This is a genomic window from Chelativorans sp. M5D2P16 (genome assembly GCF_034427935.1).
Taxonomy (GTDB): Bacteria; Pseudomonadota; Alphaproteobacteria; order Rhizobiales; family Rhizobiaceae; genus Chelativorans.
On sequence record NZ_JAXQNM010000012.1, the window covers coordinates 29,670 to 51,232 of the forward strand.

General features: G+C 63.8%; 21 protein-coding genes and 1 tRNA gene. 9 read left to right on the plus strand and 13 right to left on the minus strand.

Annotation, left to right across the window (positions count from 1 at the left end; translation table 11 throughout):
• The first annotated feature begins 3 nt into the window (after positions 1-3).
• The 4 genes from SIN08_RS05900 (at position 4) to SIN08_RS05915 (ending at position 3,060) form a co-directional block, all read left to right on the plus strand.
• Complete coding sequence (locus SIN08_RS05900; protein ID WP_322450657.1) at positions 4-693, plus strand: GntR family transcriptional regulator; 690 nt, start codon at positions 4-6, stop codon at positions 691-693.
• A 178-nt stretch (positions 694-871) separates the two neighbouring features.
• Positions 872-1,252: a response regulator gene (locus SIN08_RS05905; protein WP_322450658.1), complete on the plus strand. Its 381-nt coding sequence runs from the start codon at positions 872-874 to the stop codon at positions 1,250-1,252.
• A 132-nt stretch (positions 1,253-1,384) separates the two neighbouring features.
• Positions 1,385-2,371 carry a GH25 family lysozyme gene (locus tag SIN08_RS05910; protein ID WP_322450659.1) on the plus strand — a complete coding sequence of 329 codons (987 nt, stop codon included), beginning with the start codon at positions 1,385-1,387 and terminating at the stop codon, positions 2,369-2,371.
• Between the two features lie 227 nt (positions 2,372-2,598).
• The gene (locus tag SIN08_RS05915) at positions 2,599-3,060 is read left to right on the plus strand and encodes a hypothetical protein (RefSeq protein WP_322450660.1); all 462 of its coding nucleotides are present in this window, start codon (positions 2,599-2,601) and stop codon (positions 3,058-3,060) included.
• A gap of 9 nt (positions 3,061-3,069) precedes the next feature.
• Here the strand turns inward: SIN08_RS05915 and SIN08_RS05920 are convergent, their stop codons facing one another.
• The gene (locus SIN08_RS05920) at positions 3,070-3,543 is read right to left on the minus strand and encodes an SRPBCC family protein (RefSeq protein ID WP_322450661.1); all 474 of its coding nucleotides are present in this window, start codon (positions 3,541-3,543) and stop codon (positions 3,070-3,072) included.
• A gap of 147 nt (positions 3,544-3,690) precedes the next feature.
• Here SIN08_RS05920 and SIN08_RS05925 point away from each other — a divergent pair, with 147 nt between their 5' ends.
• Positions 3,691-3,978 carry a GIY-YIG nuclease family protein gene (locus tag SIN08_RS05925; RefSeq protein WP_322450662.1) on the plus strand — a complete coding sequence of 96 codons (288 nt, stop codon included), beginning with the start codon at positions 3,691-3,693 and terminating at the stop codon, positions 3,976-3,978.
• 726 nt (positions 3,979-4,704) lie between these two features.
• On the opposite strand, the gene SIN08_RS05930 is transcribed toward SIN08_RS05925, so the two are convergent.
• From SIN08_RS05930 to SIN08_RS05975, 10 genes are all read right to left on the minus strand, one after another.
• Positions 4,705-5,112, minus strand: a complete 408-nt coding sequence (locus tag SIN08_RS05930) for a hypothetical protein (RefSeq protein WP_322450663.1) — start codon at positions 5,110-5,112, stop codon at positions 4,705-4,707.
• A gap of 124 nt (positions 5,113-5,236) precedes the next feature.
• On the minus strand, positions 5,237-9,034 hold the full coding sequence (locus tag SIN08_RS05935) for a vitamin B12-dependent ribonucleotide reductase (protein WP_322450664.1): 3,798 nt from the start codon (positions 9,032-9,034) through the stop codon (positions 5,237-5,239).
• Between the two features lie 609 nt (positions 9,035-9,643).
• On the minus strand, positions 9,644-9,967 hold the full coding sequence (locus tag SIN08_RS05940; RefSeq protein WP_322450665.1) for a cytochrome c: 324 nt from the start codon (positions 9,965-9,967) through the stop codon (positions 9,644-9,646).
• Positions 9,968-9,975: 8 nt separating this feature from the next.
• The gene (locus SIN08_RS05945; protein WP_322450666.1) at positions 9,976-11,172 is read right to left on the minus strand and encodes a sulfite oxidase; all 1,197 of its coding nucleotides are present in this window, start codon (positions 11,170-11,172) and stop codon (positions 9,976-9,978) included.
• Between the two features lie 154 nt (positions 11,173-11,326).
• On the minus strand, positions 11,327-12,877 hold the full coding sequence (locus SIN08_RS05950; RefSeq protein WP_322450667.1) for an inorganic phosphate transporter: 1,551 nt from the start codon (positions 12,875-12,877) through the stop codon (positions 11,327-11,329).
• A 238-nt stretch (positions 12,878-13,115) separates the two neighbouring features.
• Positions 13,116-13,607, minus strand: a complete 492-nt coding sequence (locus SIN08_RS05955; RefSeq protein ID WP_322450668.1) for an NUDIX hydrolase — start codon at positions 13,605-13,607, stop codon at positions 13,116-13,118.
• Positions 13,608-13,727: 120 nt separating this feature from the next.
• On the minus strand, positions 13,728-14,225 hold the full coding sequence (gene gpt, locus SIN08_RS05960) for a xanthine phosphoribosyltransferase (RefSeq protein ID WP_322450669.1): 498 nt from the start codon (positions 14,223-14,225) through the stop codon (positions 13,728-13,730).
• A gap of 131 nt (positions 14,226-14,356) precedes the next feature.
• Positions 14,357-14,788 (minus strand): GFA family protein, encoded by a 432-nt coding sequence (locus SIN08_RS05965; RefSeq protein WP_322450670.1) that lies wholly within the window; start codon positions 14,786-14,788, stop codon positions 14,357-14,359.
• Positions 14,789-14,846: 58 nt separating this feature from the next.
• Complete coding sequence (locus SIN08_RS05970; RefSeq protein ID WP_322450671.1) at positions 14,847-15,689, minus strand: universal stress protein; 843 nt, start codon at positions 15,687-15,689, stop codon at positions 14,847-14,849.
• 153 nt (positions 15,690-15,842) lie between these two features.
• The gene (locus tag SIN08_RS05975) at positions 15,843-16,583 is read right to left on the minus strand and encodes a competence/damage-inducible protein A (protein ID WP_322450672.1); all 741 of its coding nucleotides are present in this window, start codon (positions 16,581-16,583) and stop codon (positions 15,843-15,845) included.
• A 175-nt stretch (positions 16,584-16,758) separates the two neighbouring features.
• Between SIN08_RS05975 and wrbA the strand changes: the two genes are divergently transcribed.
• Positions 16,759-17,358 (plus strand): NAD(P)H:quinone oxidoreductase, encoded by a 600-nt coding sequence (wrbA, locus tag SIN08_RS05980; protein WP_322450673.1) that lies wholly within the window; start codon positions 16,759-16,761, stop codon positions 17,356-17,358.
• 42 nt (positions 17,359-17,400) lie between these two features.
• Here the strand turns inward: wrbA and SIN08_RS05985 are convergent, their stop codons facing one another.
• Complete coding sequence (locus tag SIN08_RS05985) at positions 17,401-17,694, minus strand: hypothetical protein (RefSeq protein WP_322450674.1); 294 nt, start codon at positions 17,692-17,694, stop codon at positions 17,401-17,403.
• 203 nt (positions 17,695-17,897) lie between these two features.
• Here SIN08_RS05985 and SIN08_RS05990 point away from each other — a divergent pair.
• Positions 17,898-17,972: transfer RNA gene (locus SIN08_RS05990), tRNA-Asn, on the plus strand.
• A 169-nt stretch (positions 17,973-18,141) separates the two neighbouring features.
• Here the strand turns inward: SIN08_RS05990 and SIN08_RS05995 are convergent.
• Positions 18,142-18,585 (minus strand): hypothetical protein, encoded by a 444-nt coding sequence (locus tag SIN08_RS05995; protein WP_322450675.1) that lies wholly within the window; start codon positions 18,583-18,585, stop codon positions 18,142-18,144.
• 502 nt (positions 18,586-19,087) lie between these two features.
• On the opposite strand from SIN08_RS05995, the gene SIN08_RS06000 reads away from it, so the two are divergent.
• Positions 19,088-20,890: an acetolactate synthase 3 large subunit gene (locus SIN08_RS06000; RefSeq protein ID WP_322450676.1), complete on the plus strand. Its 1,803-nt coding sequence runs from the start codon at positions 19,088-19,090 to the stop codon at positions 20,888-20,890.
• Positions 20,891-20,926: 36 nt separating this feature from the next.
• On the plus strand, positions 20,927-21,499 hold the full coding sequence (gene ilvN, locus SIN08_RS06005) for an acetolactate synthase small subunit (protein WP_322450677.1): 573 nt from the start codon (positions 20,927-20,929) through the stop codon (positions 21,497-21,499).
• The last annotated feature ends 64 nt before the right edge of the window (positions 21,500-21,563 follow it).

Genomic DNA, 21,563 nt, shown 5'->3' on the forward strand with positions numbered 1-21,563 from the left:
AAGATGGCAAAGACGGGCGGCAGCGAGGCGCGTGTCCGCTTCGAGCGCATCTACCGGATATTGCGCCGCCGCATCTGTCTCCTGGACTATCCGCCGGGGCGACGGTTGCGCGAAGAGGATCTCGCCGCGGAGTTCAGCACCAGCCGTACGCCCGTTCGCCGCGTCCTGGCGCGGCTTGAGGACGAGGGCCTTGTCAGATCCGTGCACGGCGTCGGCACGATCGTCACGGATTTCAGTATCGACGACTTGCAGCAGGTCTATCAACTGCGTGTCGAACTGGCCGAACTGATCGGCAAGCTGGCCCCAGTCGCTCCGGATCCGGAAAGGCTGGCGGCCTTTCGCCGCCTCGTCGAACGCGGGCGGGAGCTGGCGGACAAGCCCGACGCACGCGAATTCGCCAGGCTGAACATGGAGTTCTTCCATCTCCTGATGACGCTGACGGCCAACGAGCCGCTCAAGGAGATTTCCGAGCGGCTCTACTACCAGACGACCCGCGTCTGGCTGAAAACCGCTTCGCGGCTCGCGCAGTACGAGGACATGCTGCGAAACGAGATCAGCATCTTCCAGCGCGAGATGGCCGATACGGTGGCGGCCCTCGAGGCGGGCGACCTGAGGATCATCGGGCATATCCGTCGCTCCCATGTAGCGATGAGCTTCGCCAGACTGCGAGCGGAAACCCATCCGGCGCGCTGAGGTCGACTATGGGGAACGCACGACTGGGAGCGGGCCCCGCGTTGCCGGCCGACGGCCGCGTTCCGCCCGCAATGAAGAGCGCAATCATGCAGCACCCTATGGAACCTCCGCTCCTTATGCTGGTTGGCCCAGCGAGGGACGCGAACAGGTGGGACCACGCTCGTGGCAGGGAAACGAAATGGGAGGATTGCAGCGCCGGGTCGGCGTGCTCGTCGTCGAGGACGAATTTCTTATCGCGCTGGATGTCGAGGACAAGTTTCAGCAGCTGGGCTTCTGGGATATCCATGTCGCCCACAGCGTGGAGCAGGGCAGGGATGTTCTGCGCGACCACGTGATCGGCCTTGCCTTTCTGGACGTGAACCTCGGCCGCGAGGTGGTGTTTCCGCTGGCCGAGGAACTGCGCGCCAGGCAAATCCCCATCGTCTTTTCCACCGCGCGTTCACGCGGCGACATACCGGTGGAATGGACCGGCTATCCGATCCTTGGCAAGCCGCTCGAGCCTGCAAGTCTCCTGGACGCCCTTCGCCGGCAGGGCGTCGAGCCTGACGGCGGCGGGTGACGGGGCGGCCGGTCCATCCGAAAAACCGGTTAACGCGACGATTCAAACTTTATTGGCAACTTTGCGCTAACGCTGCAGGCTCGCCCACATGCGAGGTGCCACCTCGCTTTGGACCGGGGGGGTGCAGGTCGCATGCGCAGTTCTTTGTTGGTCATATTCTTTGCCGCCTGCCTCGGGCTCGCCGCTTGTTCGGGCAGCACCGACATCGATTCGGCGCTGAAGGTCACGAAACCGTCGGCGGAGACGACGGCCTCCATCGTCAGGCCCGATGCCGCCGTTCCGGGCGGAAGTGGCGAGACGACCGACACCCCGGCCGGCATGACCGCCATCGCCGAACCGGACCACGTGAAGGCGGCGGCCTTCGAGCAGGTGGCCTTCGCCAACCCGCCGAAGCCGCAGTTGCGCCCGGACGCCGCGCCGTCCGCGCGTGTCGTTCCTGCCCGCTTCGACGATGCCCACCCCATCGACTTCGGGCGCGTGACGCCCAAGCACCACGCCGTTCACGGTGTCGACGTCTCGCGCTGGCAGGGCGAAATCGACTGGCCGAGTCTGCGCGCCCACGGGGCCAACTTCGCCTTCATCAAGGCGACCGACGGCATCGACCATCTCGACCCGATGTTCAGGAAGAACTGGGAAGGCGCCCGTGCTGCGGGCATCATGCGCGGGGCGTATCATTTCTTCTACTGGTGCCGGAAGGCGTCCGACCAGGCGAGGTGGTTCATCCGCAACGTCCCAAAGGAGAAGGATGCGCTGCCGCCGGTGCTGGATCTTGAATGGAACCACCAGTCGAGCTGTAAGTGGCGCCCGTCGCGTGCCGAGATCCTGGAGAAAATCGAGGTTTTCGTGGAGCGGCTCGAACAGCATTATGGACAGCGTCCCATCATCTACACCACGCCGGATTTCTATGACCACGTGCTGAAAGGCGCTTTCCCGAACCATCCGTTCTGGCTGCGCGCGGTCGCCGAGCACCCCTCCAAGGTCTATCCCGGCCGCGACTGGGTGTTCTGGCAATATTCGGGCTCGGGCTTGAGCGGCGGCGTGGACGGGCGCATCGACCTCAACGTCTTTTACGGCGACGAGGCGGAGTGGCGGCGCTGGCTCGCGCACGTCGCTGGGTGAGGGGCGCGCCCGGCGCGCGCGCCTTCGCCGCGTGGATTTGAGGCCGCCATCGGTTTCCGGCGTGGCCGGTTCGCTTTTTTGCCACCATTGCGCATTACCGGGCGCATTCCGCGCCGCTCACCCGCATTAGCGGCGGTGCGGGCGTATATTTTTTTGTTTTGAACATGTCGTCGGACCCGCGCCTTTCGCGGGGATCGGCTGAATATTGAAAAAGATTGGAAGCACGCATGAATTTTGTCAGAGACCGGGAACTCGCCCAGCGTTTCAGGAACGGTGCCGTCTCCTCGCGGGAGAGGCTGCTGTACTATTTAATTGTCATGACGGTCACGACCGTGTTGTTCTCATCGTTCTTCACCGCGGGGGCGGAAGAGGAGGGCGCCAGCCGATGGGACCTGGTTCTCGACATCTTCTACATTGTCGTGCAACTGGTTGGCGTATTGGTCTGCTACAGCACGAACAGGCGCGGAGACGATAGGGAGTTCATCGAAAGGATGGTCTGTATCGGCTTTCCGGTCGGCGTCCAGACATTTTTGATTTGCATTCCCATCATCGGATACTACGTCGTCGCTTCGTTCTTCCTTCCCGAGACGGACTTGTCCGGCTATCCGTATATCCTTCCGGGCGTGACGCTCCCGGTGATCTATTACTACTGGCGTCTGAACGCCTCCATCCGCGTGGCGGCGGGGTAGCGCGTCCTGTCATGCGAGGAAAGCGGCGAAGTTGGCGAGCGTGGCATTCAGCCCGGCCTCGTGGTCTTCCCGGGAGATACCCGGAGGCACGTTCTCGGCCGTAACCGTCACCTCCGTCCCGCCGGGGACGGGGGCGAGGCTCCACGTCATCCGCATCTCGCCGGCAAAGGCCGGGTCGTCTGACCGGAAAGTGACCGCCTGCACGATGCGCTCGTTTTCGACGAGTTCCAGGAAGCGGCCCTCGACGACATCGGTGCTTTCCGTGGTCTTGCCGCGCAGGGAAGGGGCGGGGTTCTCATAGGTGAGCGCCATGCGGAAGGCTCCGCCCGCGCGCGGCTCGAAGGCGGAAATCTCTGCCGCCATGCCGGTGGGCGGGAGCCATCTTGCCAGGGCGGCGGGGTCCATGAAGGCGCGGTGGACGGCGTGCGGCGGAACCTTGATGAGGCGGGAGGCGCGGTCGGTTCTATCTGGATTTCTCGTCAATGCGTGGTGCTCTCAAGCGGCTTTCCCACGACGGGATTGTAACGCTTTGCTGGTTCGAATTGAAGTCGGGCACTCGGCTGTCATGGTGCCGTATTGCTTCTTCGGCAATAGCGTTGCCTCCGGGAGCCGTTCAGGTAGGCTCTCTTCATGACCGGCTATGTCTACATGGTCGCCAGCCAGAAGCGCGGCACGATTTACATCGGTGTGACGAACGATCTCGGCCGCCGCGTTGTCGAGCACAAGGACGGTAAGGGATCACGGTTCGCCAGCCGCTACGGTGTGACGCGGCTTGTCTGGTACGAGGAACATTTCGATATGCGTGATGCGATCCAGCGTGAGAAATCGCTGAAACGCTGGCCGCGGCAGTGGAAAATCGAACTGATCGAGAAGGCCAATCCCGAGTGGCAGGAATTGCTGCGCGGCTGGGGGTGGTGAGAACCGCATCCGACCGACGTACCGTGGCCTTCGCTGGCGACCCAGGGGCCTCGAAACCGACGATCAGCATCACCGCTTCGTCATCCTCGGGCTCGACCCGAGGATCCATGCGGTGACAGTAGCGACGCGTGCGGGCTTTCCGGTATCGGGCGTCCAGTGCCGGAAGCATCGGGCGTGAGCGGAGAGGGAACGGCATGGATCCCAGGGGCTGCGCCTTCGGCTCCGCCCTGGGATGACGAAGGAGGGATGGCGGCCCGCGGTTGTCGTTGCCATTGCTGTTGCCTGCTGCTACCGGGGGCGCGAACTCTCCCCCTATCGTCATCCTCGGGCTCGACCCGAGGATCCATGCCGTGACGGCGACGATGGGTTCGGCGTTTCCGGCATGAGGTCCGGTGCTTGAAGCGCCGGGCGCGGTCGGAGAGGGAATGGCATGGATTCCAGGGTCTGCGGCCTTCGGCTCCGCCCTGGGATGACGAAGGAGGGGATGCGCCCGCCACCGTCGTTGCCATTGCTGTTGCCTGCTGCTGCCGGGGGGCGCAAACTCTCCCCCTATCGTCATGCCGTGACGGCGACGATGGGTTCGGCCGTTCCGGCATGGGGCGTCCAGTGCCGGAAGCATCGGGCGTGAGCGGAGAGGGAACGGCATGGATCCCAGGGTCTGCGCGACGCTGCTCCGCGGCTGCTCCGCCCTGGGATGACGAGGCGAAATTGGCTAGGTCAGCGGTTCTACTGCGACCCGAACAATTGAATTGCTAGCGAAGTAAGACTCGCCAGAGCTCCACCGATGTTGAGTGATGACTTAGCAATCGCTTTGCCTAATTTTGTATCCCTAAAAATAGAATTCCGCCTCTCCTCCGGCATTTGAGCGATCCTACTCAGTACACGAAGTCCTTCGAGAACTTCAGCATCGGTAATGTGGTCTCCGAGCCGATAGTGCCTTCTAACATCCTTTATTATAAAGGGCGTTTGAACGCGGTGCGCTGTTACGTTTTTGAAATCGCCATTGGGCCCTCCGTTATAGATAACATTGCAGTCTACAGCTTTGAGACCATCGACTGAAATCGGGCTGTCGCTTTCATTTTGGATCACAGTACCGCAGTTGGCAGCGGTAAGATTCTGGATACGAATCGGCATCAGGTCCCTCGTTGAGTTGCTGGGTTGCATAAAGACACATTTATTTTGTTTCCTGTTTGTTCCCCTGCATAGTTTCGGCCCGGTTTTGTACCGGGCCGAATGATGATGGTCGTCCGTCTCGCCCTCAGCTACACCCGCTCGTCGCCCCACAAGTATCGCACTTCTCGCAGGTCCCGTTCCGCACCATCGTGAAGTTCTGGCACTCCGAGCACATATTCCCCGTATACCCTTGCGCGATGGCTTGGGCCCGGCGGTGGCTTTCGACCTTTTTGGCCTCGGCCGCTTCCTCGGCCGCCGTGTCGGAGAAGAGGGCGTTCATGCCTTCGTCTTCGAGGGCCTCCTCGGCCAGTTCCTTGGCGCGCTCCTCGTAGTCGCGGCGAAAGGCGGTGGCTTCTTCCTGGAGGCCGGCATAGGCGGGCTTGAGCGCCGTCACCGTGCCGCCGGAGGAGGAGATGGTGTGGACGTTGGAGCCTGATTTCGCGGTGGGGGCGGAGCGGGCAGGGGTGTCTGCGCCGCCCTTGGCCTCGCCCTTCGGCTCCGACTTGCCGGAGACCAGCTTGAAGGGAGTGGCGCCGCGGGTCAGGCCCTTGGAGAAGGGAAGGGCCTTGCCTTCGTTGATGCCGCGGCCGAGCGCGGTCTTGTCGAAGTCGGACGTGTCGACATGGGCGAGGTCGGAGCGGCCGAGATAGGAGACCGCAAGCTCGCGGAAGACATAGTCGAGGATCGAGGTGGCGTTCTTGATGGCGTCGTTGCCCTGCACCATGCCGGCCGGCTCGAACTTGGTGAAGGTGAAGGCCTCCACATATTCCTCGAGCGGCACGCCATATTGCAGGCCGAGCGAGATGGCGATGGCGAAATTGTTCATCATCGCGCGGAAGGCGGCGCCTTCCTTGTGCATGTCGATGAAGATCTCGCCGAGGCGGCCATCGTCGAACTCGCCGGTGCGCAAGTAAACCTTGTGGCCGCCGACCACGGCCTTCTGGGTGTAGCCCTTGCGGCGGTTGGGCAGCTTCTCGCGATCGCGGTAGAGGCGCTCGACCACGCGCTCGACGATCTTTTCGGTGACCTGCGTGGCCTGGGCGGCGGCGGGGCTTGCCACCAGCTCCTCCACGAGATCGTCGGCCTCCTCGTCATCGTCGGAGAGCAGCGAGGCGTTGAGGGGCTGGGAGAGCTTGGAGCCGTCGCGGTAGAGCGCGTTGGCCTTCAGCGCCAGCTTCCACGACAGCATGTAGGCTTGTTTGCAGTCGTCCACCGTCGCGTCGTTGGGCATGTTGATGGTCTTGGAGATGGCGCCCGAGATGAATGGCTGGGCGGCCGCCATCATGCGGATGTGGGATTCGACCGAAAGATAGCGCTTGCCGACCTTGCCGCAGGGGCTGGCGCAGTCGAAGACGGGCAGGTGCTCAGCCTTCAGGTGCGGCGCGCCCTCGAGCGTCATGGCGCCGCAGATGTGGATGTTGGCGGCCTCGATCTCCTTTTTCGAGAAGCCGAGCGCCGGCAGGAGCTCGAAGGAGAAGTCGTCGAGCTGCTCCTGGGCAAAGCCGAAGGTCTCCTTCAGCCAGTCGGCACCCAGCGTCCATTGGTTGAGCGCGAACTTGATGTCGAAGGCGGATTTGAGCGCCTCGTTGAGCGCGGCGATCTTCTCGTCGGTGAAGCCCTTGGCCTTCAGTGTGCCGGGGTTGATGGCCGGAGCCTGGTTCAGATTGCCGTGGCCGACGGCATAGGCCTCGATCTCGGCGATCTGGGCTTCGGAATAGCCGAGGGTGCGCAGCGCCTCGGGCACCGCGCGATTGATGATCTTGAAATAGCCGCCGCCGGCGAGCTTCTTGAACTTCACCAGCGCGAAGTCGGGCTCGATGCCGGTCGTGTCGCAATCCATGACGAGGCCGATCGTGCCTGTAGGCGCGATCACGGTGGCCTGGGCGTTGCGGTAGCCGTGCTTCTCACCGAGTTCCAGCGCGCGGTCCCAGGCGGCCTTGGCATGTTCCACGAGGTCGGCGTCCGGGCATTCGGCGGCCTTGAGGGGGACGGGATTGACGGCGAGCGCCTCGTAGCCTTGCGCTTCCCCATGGGCCGCGCGGCGATGGTTGCGGATGACGCGCAGCATGTGTTCGGCATTGCGCTCATAGTCCGGGAAGGGGCCGAGCTGGCCGGCCATCTCGGCGGAAGTGGCGTAGGCGATGCCCGTCATGATGGCGGTCAGCGCGCCGCAGATGGCGCGGCCCTCGTCGGAATCGTAGGGGATGCCGGAGGTCATCAAGAGACCGCCGATATTGGCGTAGCCGAGGCCGAGCGTGCGGTACTGGTAGGAAAGCTGGGCGATCTCCCTGGACGGGAACTGGGCCATCATGACGGAGACTTCCAGCACGATGGTCCAGAGGCGGACCGTGTGCTCGTAGGCCGCGATGTCGATCTTGCCGTCCTTGCCGCGGTATTGCAGCAGGTTGATGGAGGCGAGGTTGCAGGCCGTGTCGTCCAGGAACATGTATTCCGAGCACGGGTTCGAGGCGCGGATGGGGCCGGCCGCCGGCGCGGTGTGCCAGTCGTTCATGGTGGTGTTGAAGTGCAGGCCCGGATCGGCCGAGGCCCAGGCGGCGTAGCCGATCTTCTCCCAGAGATCGCTAGCCTTCAGCGTCTTCGCCGGCTTGCCGTCGATGCGGTTTATCAGCGTCCAGTCGCCGTCGTTCTCGACGGCGCGCAGGAAATCGTCCTTGAGGGAGACGGAGTTGTTGGAGTTCTGGCCGGAGACGGTGAGATAGGCTTCCGAATCCCAGTCCGTGTCGTAGGTCTTGAAGGCGATGTCCGTGTAGCCCTGGCGCGCGAACTGGATGACGCGCTTGATGTAGTTTTCCGGTACGGCGTTCTTCTTGGCCGCCTTGACCTCGCGCTTCAAGGCCGGGTTCTTTTTGGGATCGAAGCAGTCGTCATTGTCGGCCTGGCAGTTGACGCAGGCCTTCATGATGGCTTCGAGGTGCTTCTTGACGATCTTGGAGCCGGTGACGAGGGAGGCGACCTTCTGCTCCTCCTTCACCTTCCAGTCGATATAGTCCTCAATGTCGGGGTGGTCGATGTCGACGACGACCATCTTGGCCGCCCGCCGCGTCGTGCCGCCGGACTTGATGGCGCCGGCCGCCCGATCGCCGATCTTGAGGAAGGACATGAGACCGGAGGACTTGCCGCCGCCCGACAGCCTCTCGCCCTCGCCGCGCAGGTGAGAAAAGTTTGAGCCGGTGCCGGAGCCGTATTTGAAGAGGCGCGCCTCGCGCACCCAAAGATCCATGATGCCGCCCTCGTTGACGAGGTCGTCGCCGACGGACTGGATGAAGCAGGCATGCGGCTGCGGGTGCTCGTAGGCCGACTTGGATTTCGTCAATTTACCGGTGAAGGGATCAACGTAATAGTGGCCTTGGCCGGGGCCGTCGATGCCGTAGGCCCAGTGCAGCCCGGTGTTGAACCATTGCGGGGAGTTGGGGGCGACGCGCTGGGTGGCGAGCATGTAGCAAAGCTCGTCCATGAAGGCGCGGGCGTCCTCCTCGGAATCGAAATAGCCGCCCTTCCAGCCCCAATAGGTCCAGGTGCCGGCAAGCCGGGTGAAGACCTGGCGGGCATCCGTCTCGGAGCCGTAGCGCTCCTCCTCGGGAAGCTCCTTCAGTGCCGCTTCGTCGGCTACGGAGCGCCACAGGAAGGAGGGGACCGAATTCTCCTCGACCTTTTTCAGGCGCGCCGGCACGCCGGCCTTGCGGAAATATTTCTGGGCGAGAATGTCGCTCGCGACCTGCGAGAACTGGGCCGGCACGTCGATGTTGTCGAGCCGGAAGACGGTCGAGCCGTCCGGGTTCTTGATCTCGCTCAAGGCCTTGCGGAACGCGATCTCCGCGTACGGAGACTGGCCTTCTTTGGTGAACCGGCGTTCGATGCGCATCTTCGTCCCTCTGTTCGATCCCTAAATATAGCGTCCTTCGCGGTGACATGCTCGCCGCATTTTCCCCGTCTGGACGGCCAATCCACAGCAGCCCGCCGCACCTCGTATCGCGGCGGTAATCGTTCCTGATTCCCCGTGCCCGTAGCCGCCGCGGCGTCGCCGCCTAGCCGCACGTGCCGGGGAAACCGGCCAGTCCATTCCGACGCTTCCTGTGATGGTTCTCCAAACGGAGAAGTTCACATTATCTGGTGCTGGTTTTCTCAGCAAACACTAAATATAGTATTAACAACTTGCTAAAACCAGCCCTGATACCTAGCGCCCCCGTCGCCTTCTCAAACGCAAAACCGTCTCCATCCCGCTGCGGCGACAACAGGCGGACGAACAGATACACTTACCCGATTGGAAACTGACAGACTGCTGAACTTTTCAACCGCGCCCGCAACGGAACGCGTGCGATCATTAAAAGGCGACTCGCTTTCGCCCGTCAAGCACTCGTTCCTTGTAAGTTTTGTGACCGCTACATGTTGTGTGTCATCGGTGTGGATATCGGGGAACGCGCAGATCCCCACTTGTGCGCGGGGAAAGGCGCAGAACGCCGGCCGGTGGCCGTCATGTTCCGGCTGCGGACGCTACATATTCGGCCACCGCATCGATCTCCGCCTCGCTCAGCCGTTCGCCATAGGCCGGCATGGCGCCGGGACCGTCTTGCAGGGCCTTGCGCACCTGCTCGGGCGTCGGCTGGAGTTCATCGAGATTGGGGCCGACGCGGCCCACGGCGCCGGCGTCCCGGAGCACGTGGCAGACGGAGCAGGCCGGCTCCACGGAGGAAAAGAGTTCCTTTCCCGACGGAGCATCATCCCCGGCGAAGGCGCCCGCCGGGGCGGCGGCGAACGCGCCGAGGATGATGGGCATGAGGACGGAACGGCATGACATGGCGCGGGTCAGACCACCGTCACATCCACCGCCAGGCGGCGCCAGCCGCTATAGTCGTAGCCGCGGTGGTTGGGCTCGGTGACTTCCTCCTGAACGGTGCCTTCCGAATCAGTGGCGCGGCTGGTGACCGTGTAGGTGCCGGGCTCCAGATCGGCCTCCAGGACGAAGGGCCGCCAGGCGAAGCGGCCGAGGTCCGGCCCGAGCAGACGCGCCTCCTGCCAGCTTTCGCCGTCGTCGGTCGATACCTCGACCTTGTCCAGCGCGTGATAGCCGCCGAAGGCCACGCCCTCGATCAGCACGCGGCCGTTCTCCACGTCGGCCAGCGGCCGGGTCACCCATGACTTCACCTTCATCTCCCACATGGAGGGCTGGTCGGGAGCGCCGTCGACCCCGACCGGGCGGACACGGTAGCCGGTGCGCATGATGGCCGCGTCGCTCTCATCCTCGGTGAAGGCAACCCGCTGCACGTATTTCACGTTGTTGATGCCGTAATAGCCGGGGACGATGACGCGCAGCGGCCCGCCATGGGCCAGCGGCACCGGCTCGCCGTTCATCTCCCAAGCCAGGATGGCGTGCTCCATGGCGTACTCCACCGGGACCGAGCGCTCCACCACGACCTCCTTCGGATCGACGCCCTCGGGCAGGGATTCGCCGCCGGTGCTGGTCATGAAGTTACGACCGTCCTCCAGTCCGCCGAGCGCCTCGATCACGTTGCGCACGGGCACACCGCTCCACAACAGGTTGCCGGCCGCGCCGGTGCGCCATTGCGAGCCGCTGGTCTCGTGCTCGAAGAAGTCGCGCCCGTTGCCAGAGCACTGCAGCACGGTGGCGACCGTCTCCACGCCCATGCGCTTCAGTTCGCCGACGGTGAGGGTGCGGGGCTCGGCAACGCCTTCGACCGCGACCTCCCAGGCATCGCGATCGGCGATAGCCTCTTCGTCGGGCGAGGGAAGGTTGTTGCGCAGATAAAGCACATCCTTGGAGGTAATGCCGCTGGTGCCGATCGCGTCGCGCTCGGTCTCCACCGTGAGGTCCGAATGCACGATGGTGGCCCCAGGATCCTTCCAGCTGACGGCCTCAGGCAGTTCCTGCGCGTTCTGCTCCTGTGCCCGCGCGATACCCGGTGCAAGGGTGCGCAACGACGTGGCGGCGCCGGCTGTACCTGCCAGAGCGACAAGGAAGTGACGGCGTGGAATCGTGATCATGGTTTCCTCCCTGAATGGATGCCCTGCGCCCCGACACCCGTTCACGGGTGCGCGAAGGCATTCCGATGGACGTTGCATCCGTCGAACGCGGAGGTAACGGAACTATGCCGCGGTTTGTTCCTGCAAGAACGAAGCCGTGCGCGTGGCGCAGCCGCTAAAGCACTGCATCGAACAGGAGGAAGACCCCGGCGGCGAGAATGCCGGCGGCGGGCACGGTCGTCACCCAGGCGGCGACGATGGTGCGCACGTGGGCCCGGCGCACCAGCTTGCGCCGGGCGATCTCCTCGCGCGACATGCCGACATCGCCGCTTTCCCCGCCGGACGGACCGGTGGTGTTGTTGTTTCCATCGCTCCCTCCGTTCTTCACCTGCAGGCCTTTGCGTTCCAGGTAGGCGCGGCGGCGTTTCGAACGCGCGGTGTACCACTCGCGGAAGAAGCCGACACCGAAGACGGCGCCGACAGCTGTATGGGTGGAACTGACGGGCAGGCCCAGCCAGGAGGCAATGATGACCGTAATGGCGGCGGCGAGCGCGACGCAGAACGCGCGCATGGGGTTGAGCTTGGTGATCTGCTCGCCGACCATGCGGATCAGCTTCGGGCCGTACAGGACGAGCCCGATCGAAATGCCCAACGCACCGATGATCATGACCCAGATAGGAATTGCCACCTCGGCCGTGACGGTGTCCGCCTGGGCGGTGAAGACGATGGCGGCAAGCGGCCCGACGGCGTTGGCGACATCGTTAGCGCCGTGGGCGAAGGACAGGAGCGCGGCGGAGATGACGAGCGGCAGATTGAAGAGCTTACGGAGCGACTGGTTGCGGTTCTCCATCCCTTCGGACTGGCGGCGCACGTGGAAATGCGAAAGCACCCAGATGAGGACGAAGGTGCCCAGGCCCAGGGCCGTCACCCCCAAAGCGCTGACGTGAACGATCTTCTTCAGCCCCTTGGTCGCAAGATAGGCGGCGAAGGCCCCGGCCATCACGGCGATCAGCAGCGGCAGCCAGCGGCGCGCCGCGGTGATCTTGTCGTCCTGATAGATGATGAAGGTCTTGATGACGGCGAGGAACAGGGCGGCGACCACGCCGCCCATCACCGGCGAGACGACCCAACTCGCGGCGATCTGCGCCATCACGGTCCAGTCGACGGCTGAAAATCCCGCCGCCGCGATGCCCGCGCCCATGACGCCGCCGACGACCGAGTGGGTCGTCGAGACGGGGGCGCCGATCCACGTGGCGAGATTGATCCAGAGGGCGGAGGAGATGAGCGCGGCCATCATGACGCCGATGAAGATGCTGGGGCTCGCCACCGCTTCAGGCGCCACGATGCCCTTGGAAACAGTATTGACCACGTCGCCGCCGGCGATGAGGGCGCCGGCGCTTTCGAACACGGCGGCGATGACGAGGGCGCCGCCCAGCGTCATGGCCCTCGAGCCGACCGCCGGCCCGACGTTGTTGGCCACGTCGTTGGCGCCGATATTGAGGGCCATATAGGCGCCGATGGCCGCCGCGGCGATGATGATGATGGCACGGGGCTCGCCGATCACATAAACGGAGGCAAAGACGGTCGCCAGTGCCAGGAAGAGAAGTGCGAGGCCGGGCGCCACCAGCCCGCGCGCCAGCAGACTGGCCGCTTCCTCGACATGGACGAGCTTGTCCAGATCCTTGTCGAGGGTCTGTTTTCTGGGGTTGGTGGTGGTGTCGGCCATTACCGGTCTTCGCTCAGATTCTCTTTCGTTTCCAACGGGCTGTCTTCCGGCAAGGGGCGAATGACGGATTTGTTCCGTCCACGTCCGCATTTCCGGAGCGACTCATCCGGCTCATGGCAACCCCCGCCGATCGCGTGCGTGCAGCCTGTCGCCTGCGCGCAATGTGACAGTCCATCGGGTAGGAAAAGGAGCATGCAGAGACAAGCGCCGGATCGAAGATCGGCGTCGATCATGCCGTTCAGGCGGCAATTTCCCGTGGATTACCGTGGAAAGCGGTGATGAGTTCGGCCAAATCCGGCTCCTTCACCATGTCGGCGGCCGCCTCGCGTGTCACCCACAGGCGGGTGCGCTTCTTCTTCTCCGGCCATTTCTTGGCCTCGCGTTCCACCTTGAGCGGAAAGACGGCCACCTCGCAGCGCCAGAGCAGGCCCGTCGCCGTCGCCTTGCCGTAAAGATAGCGGCCCAGCGCCTCCTCGCTGATGTCACCTTCCACGCCGGCTTCTTCTGCCGCTTCTCGAGCCGCGGTCGTAGAAAGGCTTTCCCTGCCTTCGGGCCAGCCCTTGGGCAGAACCCAGCGGCCGGTTCCACGGCTGGTAACCAGCATGACCTCTATGCGATCGCCTTTCAGCCGCCAGGGAAGGGCCGCCGCCTGCACACGGGGCGGGTTGCCGCCGATGAGGCGGCGTAGCCGCTCGATCAGTCCCATGCGCGTGACGTGGCTTGCGATCATCCTTCTCCGTCCGAGGTTCCATGCGACGAATCACCGTCACATCATTCAACTTCGTACCGAGAAGATAGGTTGCGCAGGAAAATAGGCAAATAAGTGGGGCAGGGCCGCGGCCGGCACTGCTCAGCCGCGCTCGTTCTCGGCAATGGGTTTCTGGTAGGAAAAGCCCATGTCCCACGGGAAATAGATCCAGGTGTCCTGCGAGACTTCCGTGATGAAGGTGTCCACCAGCGGCCGGCCCTTCGGCTTGGCGTAGACGGTGGCGAAGTGAGCCTTGGGCATCATCGCCCGCACGATCGCTGCTGTCTTGCCAGTGTCCGTAAGGTCGTCGACGATCAGGACCCCTTCACCGTCGTTCTCGAGCAGGCCAGGTGTTATCTCCTTCAGGACCTGCAACTCGCCCTGCTCGGTATAGTCGTGATAGGAGGCCACGCAGACGGTCTCGATCAGGCGGATGCCGAGTTCCCGGGCGATCACCGCCGCCGGCACGAGGCCGCCGCGGGTGATGCAGACGATGGCGTTCCATTGTCCGTTGGCTCCCGCCAGGCGCCAGGCCAGTGCCCGTGCATCACGATGAAACTGGTCCCACGAGACGGGGAAGGCTTTGTCTGGAAGGGCCATGCTCTCAACACTCCGCGTGGGCACGTCAGCCGTGCCGGGAATGCGCGGGGAATTAGCCGGAAACGGGTCGAAGGCGCAAGGGGCGTGTGCAGATGCCCGTGGCTCCTGCAGCGGTAAACGCCGGCGTGGCCTTACTTGTGGGGGATGAAACGGAGCACGCCGACCGTATCCGAACCGGCAGGTCTTGCCCTGTCGGAGGGGTGGTTCACGCCGTCCGAGACCAGCACTTCGTCGAAATCGAACGGACTTATCCCCTCGATACAGGCGACGTTGACGCCGTATTCATTCGGATCGGAGCGGCGCTGGTGATGCGTGTAGATCCCGCAGCGCGAGCAGAAGTAGTGTTTCGCCGTCATCGTATTGAACTGGTAAAGGCTGAGTGCGTCCTCACCGGCAAGTATGTCGATGCCGCCGCGTTCGGCCGTCACAGCCACGGCTCCGCGCATGCGGCAGTAGGAGCAGGTGCAGCGGCGGGCCGTACGCAGCCCGCCCTTCAGCCGGACACGAAAGCGCACCGTCCCGCAGTGACAGGCACCTTCCGCCTCCTCGATATCGAGATCCATGATCGAAATCCGCGAATGAGAATACGGCCGCGTTTCTATACCACTATGCCAGCATGTTCTACCGCGACATTAGGACAGGGGCGGTCATCGACTGCAGCATGCTTCGCGTGACGCCGCCGAAGATGAACTCCGAGGCGCGCGAGCGGCCGTAGGCGCCCATGACCAGAAGGTCGGCGCCGGTGTCGGCGAGACGGTTGGCGATCACGTCGCCGTGGCTAAGGCCTGCCGACTGCTCGGTGCGCACGGTGACGTCGATGCCGTGACGGGCGAGCGTGGCGGCGATCGCCGCGCCGGCCATGCCGGCGTCCTGCTGCAGCGTGTCGCTCGGATCGACGGTCAGCACCTCGACATCGCCGGCTTCCTTCATCAGCGGCAGCGCGTCGAAGACGGCGCGGGCCGCCTCGCGGCTGCCGTTCCAGGCCAGGATCACCTTCTTGAAGGGGGCACTGCGGCCCGACCACGTGTAGGGGATAAGCAGGACCGGCCGGCCGCTCTCAAAGATCAGCGCCTCGACGTCGGCGACCATGCGGGCGTCGGCATCCGGGTCGTTCTGCTGCGCGATGGCCAGATCGGCCGCGCGCGCGCTTTCGATGCCGGAGACGGCGGAATCGCCGGAGACGTTTTCGTAGCCGCGCCATTCGGCGGAGACGCCTTCGCTCTGGGCGCGCTCGTCGAAGAGCGCGCGCAGCTCTGCCTGGCGGCTGTCGGCCTCGCCTTGCGCCTCGTGGGTCAAGTTCATCGCCGGAGCGCCCATGGGCGTGATCATTGCGACGGGCAGCGCCTCGGCGTGGAGGCCGATCAGGTGGCTTTCGTGTCGTGCGGCGAAGGGCAGGGCGAAATCGAGGACGCGCGGCGCATCGGCCTCACTCTGCAGGATCGCGAGCAATGTGCGGTAGGTCATAGAAGCCTCCTTGAACGGCAAGGGCGGGAGTCTATGCCCGCCAGAGCAACTCCGGGAAAGGTGGATCCCGTTTTTCCGTTCGAAACTGCGCAATATAAGACAGCTCGACCATTTCCGCGAGCCGCGGGAATGATGTAGTACAACGGTACAGGCTCAATTCCGTTTCAAAAGGTCGTCGAGCATCGCCTCGATAGCCGTCTTCGCCGCCTTCAGGACATCTTCGGATCGTGCCCGGACGACGATCTCGGTCCAGAAGCTGCCGTCCTGGTATTTCGGATAGGAGCCGATGATCGCTTCGGCGTGTGCTTTCTGGATCTCTCCGAGCGGACCGCCGATCGTTCCTTCGGGAAGCGGCGAGGGGATGGCGACCGAGAGCAGCTTGGCGCCCGTCTTGAGCGTCGGCACCACGGCGTCGAGCATGGCCTGGAAGATGGCGGGCACGCCGGCCATGACATAGACATTTCCAATGTTGAAACCCGGCGCGACGGAGATGGGATTGGCGATGTGGACGGCGCCCTTCGGCATGCGTGCCATGCGCTTGCGCGCCTCGGTGAAGGCGATGCCGCGCCGGGCAAAGTGCTCTTCGAGCAGTTTCAGCGCCTTCGGTTCATAATCGCAGGGCACGCCGAAGGCGGCGGAAACGGCGTCGGCGGTGATGTCGTCGTGGGTCGGGCCGATGCCGCCGGTGGTGAAAACATAGGTATTGCGCGCGCGCAGCGTGTTCACGGCTTCGACGATGGCCGCCTCGTCGTCGGCGACGATACGCACTTCCTTGAGGTCGATGCCGACGGCCGTCAGCATATCGGCGAGATGGCCGATATTCCTGTCCTTGGTGCGGCCTGAAAGGATCTCGTCGCCGATCACCACCATCGCCGCCGTAACAATTTCGCTCATCGCGTGTTTCCCCGTTGCGAGACCCGTCAGATAACCGGATCGCCGCGCAGCGGCAATGGATGGGAAAGGGTGAACACTGTGTCGGCAAAGAGGGATGTTCCATCCTCCGGCACGATCCCTAAATCTCGGATGGCGCAGCAATCGCCCCAATGATTGGCAAGGAGCGGAAGACACAATGACGAAGATACTGGTTCTTTATTATTCGAGCTGGGGCCACATGGAGCAGATGGCCAGGGCCGCGGCAGAGGGCGCCAAGGAGGCTGGTGCCGATGTGACGGTCAAGCGCGTACCGGAACTGGTGCCCGAGGAGGTGGCGAAGCAGGCCGGCTATAAGCTCGACCAGGAAGCGCCCATCGCCGAGCCACTGGAGCTTGCCGATTATGACGGCTTCGTCTTCGGCCTGTCGACGCGCTACGGCATGATGGCCGCGCAGATGAAGAATTTCCTCGACCAGACGGGGCCGCTTTGGGCCGAGGGCAAGCTGATCGACAAACCCGCCACCGTGATGGCCTCCACCGCCACGCAGCACGGCGGGGCGGAAATGGCGCTGACCTCTATGCAGCACGCCCTGCAGCACCACGGCATGCTCATCGTGCCGCTCTCCTACGCCTATGACGGCCAGACGGGTAACGACACCGTGCGCGGCGGCGCGCCCTACGGCATGACCACCACCACCAACAGCGACGGCTCGCGCTTTCCCTCGGATCAGGAACTGGAAGGGGCGCGGTTCCAGGGCAAGCGTCTGGCCGGAATTGCCGCGAGGCTGAAAGGCTGACGTAACGCCGGTGGAGGGGGCGGCGACTTGCCGCCCGCTTCCTCAGGCATGGCCGCCGCGCCGGCCTTCTTTCCTGCGATGCCACCACACTTCGATCCGGCGGCGAAAGCGCCGCACGGCTGCGACATCGTATGAAAGGATGAGCAGTCCCACCGGCACCATCCAGAAGCCGAGTACGGGCAGAAAGCCGAAGATGCCGAGAACGGCCAGCGCGCCACCGATCCCGAGGCGTGCGATGCGCGAGCGGGGAACGGGAATACGGCGCCCGGCCACCTTGACGTGCGGACGGTCCCGCGCCGCGCGGTCGTGGTCTTGGCGTGGGGTTTGCTTTTGCATAGTCCCTTTTCCGGCGTCCGTGTCCATGGTCCCGCGCTGCTTAAAGCCGCGCCTTGCGGTACGCGGCGCGCTTTCCCATATGGAGTGACGAATTGGCGGATGCGAGGCGCCATACTGAAATCCGAGAAAAAATTCGCAGAAGCCGCTTTGCAAATGCGAAAGCACTTTGCTATAGGCACGCTCACTTGCCAGAGCACAGGTATTCCCCGGTAGCTCAGCGGTAGAGCAACCGGCTGTTAACCGGTTGGTCGCTGGTTCGAATCCGGCCCGGGGAGCCACTTTCATTCCGTAGAATTCGTGCGGCACCCGTTGTTGGCGGCTGCGCGCATCAACCCGAGCATCGTTACCGGTGGGCGGGCGTTTGGAATTTCGTCCTGCTATCCGACCGGCTGACGAACAAAACCCGCCGCCAAAGGCGACGGGTTAGGCCTTGCCGTCGGGGCGGCGTTACTGGATTTCCGAATCCGGTTCGATGGCGTTCAGTTCGGTTTCCGCCGTTATCGGAGCAGGCAGTTCCTCGGGGTCGATCGCCGCGACTTGCTCGGCGCAAAGGCTTGCCGCATCACGGCTTATTTTCTGGCCGCCGGGCAGCATCGCCCACTCGGCGTTCTCCACGAACTGCCTCTGGCGATAACTGCTCAACGCGACCAGTTCCTGCTGTTCTAGACGCGCCTCACTTAGTGAAGAGAAGTTTTCAACGCAGATCGTGGCGGCAAGCTCGGCGTGTCGTGCCTGTGCCGCTTCTTCTGCCATTGAACGCGCCGTGCCGCCGGTAACCCAACCACCCCATGTGAAGCCAACAACCATTGTCAGGATGCTGGCTCCGACGGCGGTCCAAGCCAGAACTGATTTCTGGGGCCTGTAGTCCTTCCACCTGTCCGTGATACCCATGTCGTTTCTCCCAAAAGATTACATATGGTAACAAACCTTGAGGCTTCCGGAGATCGAATGTCAATTTTATTCGTCACGGCGGCCGCTGGAACTCCTTGTCTTTGCGAAAACGTGAGGAGTGGGAGGCTTGGAGGGTTTACCCTCACCATCGTTCCTGAAAGGGCCGAACGGCCGGTTCATCCGGCTCCCGCGGGGCAAAATGCCGGAGTTTATTTGGCCCGGACTCGTTGCGGCCCGTCAGGTGCGGCGAACCGCTGTGGCCGGGCGTTCGGCTCGTGCGGTCGTAATCACGCCGAGGGGCCGCTTTATGCGTTGACTTTTTCCACCGTTGCGCCTTATTGTCCGCGCCATGATGACGACAGGTATTCTCGTAGTAGGAACGCACATGGGCAAGGCGGCGTAGCCGTCGGGCGACAGCCACTCATGTGCGAAGACAGGGCTCCTCCGGGAGCCTTTTTTATTGGCCGATCAAAGCGAATGTGAAAAGACGGGACAGCAAACGATGAACGCACAAGCGCCGGCGCCGGAAGGGCAGGAGTTGGGCATGCAGGAAATGACGGGCGCGGAGATCGTGGTGCAGGCGCTGAGGGACAACGGCGTCGAGCATATTTTCGGCTATCCGGGCGGGGCCGTGCTTCCCATCTATGACGAGCTTTTCCAGCAGGAGGATGTCGAGCATATCCTGGTGCGCCACGAGCAGGGCGCGGGACACGCGGCCGAGGGCTATGCGCGTTCGACCGGCAAGGCGGGCGTGATGCTGGTCACCTCCGGGCCGGGGGCGACCAATGCGGTGACGGCGCTGCAGGATGCGCTCATGGATTCCATCCCGCTGGTGTGCATTTCCGGCCAGGTGCCGACCACGCTGATCGGTTCCGATGCGTTCCAGGAATGTGACACGGTGGGCATTACGCGCCCCTGCACCAAGCACAACTGGCTGGTGCGCGACGTCAACCGGCTGGCGGCGGTTCTGCACGAGGCCTTTCACGTCGCCCAGACGGGACGGCCCGGGCCGGTCGTCGTCGACATCCCGAAGGACGTGCAGTTCGCCAAGGGCACATATACGCCGCCGCAGACGGCGCCGCGCACCAGCTACCACCCGCGGGAAGAAGGCGACCAGGACCTGATCAAGCATGCGATCGCGCTGATGGCCCAGGCCGAGCGGCCGGTCATCTATAGCGGCGGCGGTGTGGTGAACGCCGGTCCGCAGGCCAGCCAGTTCCTGCGCGAGCTGGTGGACCTCACGGGCTTTCCCATCACCTCGACCCTGATGGGCCTCGGCGCCTATCCGGCATCGGGCAGGAACTGGCTCGGTATGCTAGGCATGCACGGCACCTACGAGGCCAACATGGCCATGCACGACTGCGACGTGATGCTGTGCATCGGCGCGCGCTTCGACGACCGGATCACCGGGCGCATCGATGCGTTTTCGCCGGGGTCGAAGAAGATCCATATCGACATCGATCCCTCGTCGATCAACAAGAACGTGCATGTCGACGTTCCCATCATCGGCGATGCGGGGCGCGTCCTGGAGGATCTGGTGCGCCTGTGGCGGGCGAGCGCCAAGGCCGACAAGAAGGCGCTTTCGCCCTGGTGGACGCAGATCGAGAAGTGGCGGGCGCGCAATTCGCTCGCCTACAAGCCGAACGACGATGTCATCATGCCGCAATATGCCGTCCAGCGCCTCTACGCGCTGACGAAGGATCACGACGTCTACATCACCACCGAGGTCGGCCAGCATCAGATGTGGGCGGCGCAGCACTTCGGCTTCGAACAGCCCAACCGGTGGATGACGTCCGGCGGGCTCGGCACGATGGGCTACGGCCTGCCGGCCGCGCTCGGCGTGCAGGTCGCCCATCCGGATGCACTGGTGATCGATATCGCCGGCGACGCCTCGGTGCTGATGACGATGCAGGAGATGAGCGCGGCGGTGCAGCACAACGCACCGATCAAGATCTTCATCCTGAACAACCAGTATATGGGTATGGTGCGCCAGTGGCAGCAGCTGCTGCACGGAAACCGTTTGTCGCATTCCTACACGGAGGCGCTGCCGGATTTCGTCAAGCTCGCGGAAGCCTATGGCTGCAAGGGCATACGCTGCGAGAAGCCGGGCGATCTCGACGATGCGATCACCGAGATGATCGAGACCGACGCGCCGGTGATCTTCGATTGCCGGGTGGCCAACCTCGCCAACTGCTTCCCGATGATCCCGTCCGGCAAGGCGCATAACGAGATGCTGCTTCCCGACGAGGCGACGGACGAGGCGGTGGCGAACGCCATCGATGCCGAGGGCCGGGCACTTGTGTAGAACTACATTCCGGTAGCAAGGATAGAGAACAAGCGAATGAACGCCCAGTTGAAGCCCACCGGCTCCGCGTATTTCATCGCCGCCGAGACCGAGCAGGAAGAAAAGCGCACGCTCGCCGTGCTCGTCGACAACGAGCCGGGGGTGCTCGCCCGCGTCATCGGGCTGTTCTCCGGCCGTGGTTACAACATCGACAGCCTCACCGTATCGGAAACCGAGCACGAGCGGCACGTTTCGCGCATCACCATCGTCACCCGCGGAACCCCCCACACCATAGAGCAGATCAAGCACCAGCTCGAGCGCGTGGTGCCGGTGCACCGGGTGGTGGACCTGACGATCGTCGCCCATGAGCGCGGGCAGGAGCGTCCGTTGGAGCGCGAGCTGGCGCTGGTGAAGGTGAGCGGGAAGGGCGACCATCGCGTGGAAGCCCTGCGCCTTGCGGACGCCTTCCGTGCCCAGGTGATCGACGCCAATACGGAGCACTTCATCTTCGAGATCACCGGGCGTGTCTCGAAGATCGAGCAGTTCATCGCCATCATGAAGCCGCTCGGGCTGGTCGAAGTCTGCCGCACGGGCGTGGCGGCGATGAACCGCGGGCCGCAGGGCATGTGAGCTCCCCGCGACGCTTGCCGGCGGGAAACCGAGCGGCGCCTCGCCGCGTTCCTAATCCCACCAA

Excerpts from the sequence above, each read along its gene's own strand:
- SIN08_RS05900 (WP_322450657.1), top strand. The coding sequence starts at position 4 with ATGGCAAAGACGGGCGGCAGCGAGGCGCGTGTCCGCTTCGAGCGCATC.
- SIN08_RS05905 (WP_322450658.1), top strand. The coding sequence starts at position 872 with ATGGGAGGATTGCAGCGCCGGGTCGGCGTGCTCGTCGTCGAGGACGAA.
- SIN08_RS05910 (WP_322450659.1), top strand. The coding sequence starts at position 1,385 with ATGCGCAGTTCTTTGTTGGTCATATTCTTTGCCGCCTGCCTCGGGCTC.
- SIN08_RS05915 (WP_322450660.1), top strand. The coding sequence starts at position 2,599 with ATGAATTTTGTCAGAGACCGGGAACTCGCCCAGCGTTTCAGGAACGGT.
- SIN08_RS05925 (WP_322450662.1), top strand. The coding sequence starts at position 3,691 with ATGACCGGCTATGTCTACATGGTCGCCAGCCAGAAGCGCGGCACGATT.
- SIN08_RS05930 (WP_322450663.1), bottom strand. The coding sequence starts at position 5,112 with ATGCCGATTCGTATCCAGAATCTTACCGCTGCCAACTGCGGTACTGTG.
- SIN08_RS05935 (WP_322450664.1), bottom strand. The coding sequence starts at position 9,034 with ATGCGCATCGAACGCCGGTTCACCAAAGAAGGCCAGTCTCCGTACGCG.
- SIN08_RS05940 (WP_322450665.1), bottom strand. The coding sequence starts at position 9,967 with ATGTCATGCCGTTCCGTCCTCATGCCCATCATCCTCGGCGCGTTCGCC.
- SIN08_RS05945 (WP_322450666.1), bottom strand. The coding sequence starts at position 11,172 with ATGATCACGATTCCACGCCGTCACTTCCTTGTCGCTCTGGCAGGTACA.
- SIN08_RS05950 (WP_322450667.1), bottom strand. The coding sequence starts at position 12,877 with ATGGCCGACACCACCACCAACCCCAGAAAACAGACCCTCGACAAGGAT.
- SIN08_RS05955 (WP_322450668.1), bottom strand. The coding sequence starts at position 13,607 with ATGATCGCAAGCCACGTCACGCGCATGGGACTGATCGAGCGGCTACGC.
- gpt (WP_322450669.1), bottom strand. The coding sequence starts at position 14,225 with ATGGCCCTTCCAGACAAAGCCTTCCCCGTCTCGTGGGACCAGTTTCAT.
- SIN08_RS05965 (WP_322450670.1), bottom strand. The coding sequence starts at position 14,788 with ATGGATCTCGATATCGAGGAGGCGGAAGGTGCCTGTCACTGCGGGACG.
- SIN08_RS05970 (WP_322450671.1), bottom strand. The coding sequence starts at position 15,689 with ATGACCTACCGCACATTGCTCGCGATCCTGCAGAGTGAGGCCGATGCG.
- SIN08_RS05975 (WP_322450672.1), bottom strand. The coding sequence starts at position 16,583 with ATGAGCGAAATTGTTACGGCGGCGATGGTGGTGATCGGCGACGAGATC.
- wrbA (WP_322450673.1), top strand. The coding sequence starts at position 16,759 with ATGACGAAGATACTGGTTCTTTATTATTCGAGCTGGGGCCACATGGAG.
- SIN08_RS05985 (WP_322450674.1), bottom strand. The coding sequence starts at position 17,694 with ATGCAAAAGCAAACCCCACGCCAAGACCACGACCGCGCGGCGCGGGAC.
- SIN08_RS05995 (WP_322450675.1), bottom strand. The coding sequence starts at position 18,585 with ATGGGTATCACGGACAGGTGGAAGGACTACAGGCCCCAGAAATCAGTT.
- SIN08_RS06000 (WP_322450676.1), top strand. The coding sequence starts at position 19,088 with ATGAACGCACAAGCGCCGGCGCCGGAAGGGCAGGAGTTGGGCATGCAG.
- ilvN (WP_322450677.1), top strand. The coding sequence starts at position 20,927 with ATGAACGCCCAGTTGAAGCCCACCGGCTCCGCGTATTTCATCGCCGCC.